The following is a 1643-nucleotide window of genomic DNA, read 5'->3' as shown; positions in this document are numbered from 1 at the left end:
GTTCGGTCACTTCCGGTATCAAGTATGTTCTTGATGCTCTTATAGCTCGGAGTGGCTGTAAAAGTGAGCGCTTTACTGCAGGCAGCTTCCAGTCGATCGACAGAATACTTGTCGGCCAGTTTTAAAAGTCCCATGCAACTACGGTAGGATTGCTGTTCTACCAGCTTGGAGGTAAGAATTGCATCCACGGTCTGGTAGGTACTGGAACCGATGCGCTTCGCCCATTGCCGGAAGCGGTCGCCGTTCCACTCAAGATACTGCTGATGAGAAGGCGGCATATGCTCTGTGATTGTGCTATACTGACCTTTGCGACCATACAGTCGACGGTGAGACGCGATTCGGTTGTGGTTGTAAAAAACCTCAATGGTTTTGTCCGTGACCCTCACATCAACTTTGCGCTTTATATACTCATGTGGAACGGAGTATAGCATTCCTGCAAACGCTATGTGATAATTGAACTGAACGGTGGCTTGTCTCCATTCCGCCAGTTCATATGGGGTAGCAGGTAACGGGGCCAGTAATGGCAGTTCTTCGTCGCGGAAGATTTCATACCGGCTCCCCTCTTTCTTTTGGAACGGGCGATGGCTGAAATCTTCCAGTTTCTGCCGGATCGCCTGATTTAACTCACTGAGAGAAAAGAACTGCTCGTTCCGTAGCGCTGCTGTGATCCATGTGGAAATGTTGCCTACACTGCCCTCGGCATTAGGCTTATCTTTTGGAGAGCGGACGCGTGCCGGAATGATGGCGGTACCATAGTGCTCTGCCATTTCCTGATAGACGGCATTGATCCGTGGATCATTCCAGCTTTTATTATTATGATCTACAGCAGTGCGACAGTTGTCTGGCACGAGGATCTTTGCAACACCGCCAAAGTACTCGTACATGTGGATGTGTGCTGCAATCCATGACGCCTGCTTCTGATCTACAAAGGCTTCTACGTATGGATACTGACTGTAGGTCATGACACCCACGAAAATCTGGGCATCCATGATTTCGCCGGTATCTGGGTCGATGATGTGCGCCGGATCGCCTGCCCAGTCGACCTCGACCTGCTCCGCAGGCTTGCGGTTTATATGCATAGTGGCGCGACGTTTCTGCTCATCCTGCTGGATGTAGTAGCAGAACTGGGAGTACATAAGTGGCTCTTCTTTGGAGAGACGGCATTCTTCAAGATACTCTGTCCAAAGGAGTTTCTTATTCACTCCGTTCCGAAGAAGCTCTTTGCGGATGTGCTCGTAATCGGGCATCCGCTTTGAGGTGGCTGGCTTTGCTTTCACTTCAGGAAAAAGCAACTTGCCTAAGACTGGATCGCTGAGTTTAGGATCCAGAGGCCAGACAAGATTTTGCTCTCTGGCCGCCTTCAGCACCTTGTTGACAGTTGTCTTGGATGCATTGCAGCTAAGGGCAATGTTAGTTTGGCTGAGATTCAATCCGGCAAGCCGGATGATCTCACGATACTTGGTCATAATGGTGACCTCCTTCGTAATGAATTTACGCTGCAAAGCGTATGAATTCATTATAAAGGAAACGGTACCATCTGACCGGAACCTCGGTATCCGATTCCCGGAATCGTGGTATCATCTAAAACGGAACAGCGGTACTGTGGCGCCGGAACGGCGGTTCAGAATCGCCCGGAATACTCA

1 protein-coding gene is annotated in these 1643 nt (G+C 49.9%); it reads right to left on the bottom strand.

All coding sequences use genetic code 11. From position 1 onward, the window contains the following. A partial coding sequence (gene istA / locus ACK8P7_RS10895; protein ID WP_410044221.1) for an IS21 family transposase occupies positions 1-1466 on the bottom strand: 1466 nt, incomplete at its 3' end. Positions 1467-1643: the final 177 nt, after the last annotated feature.

The sequence above is a fragment of the Oribacterium sp. P9 genome, assembly GCF_046365365.1.
Lineage (GTDB): Bacteria > Bacillota > Clostridia > Lachnospirales > Lachnospiraceae > Oribacterium.
The sequence above is the reverse complement of the archived record's forward strand: the minus strand, read 5'-3'. Positions and strand labels throughout refer to the sequence as shown.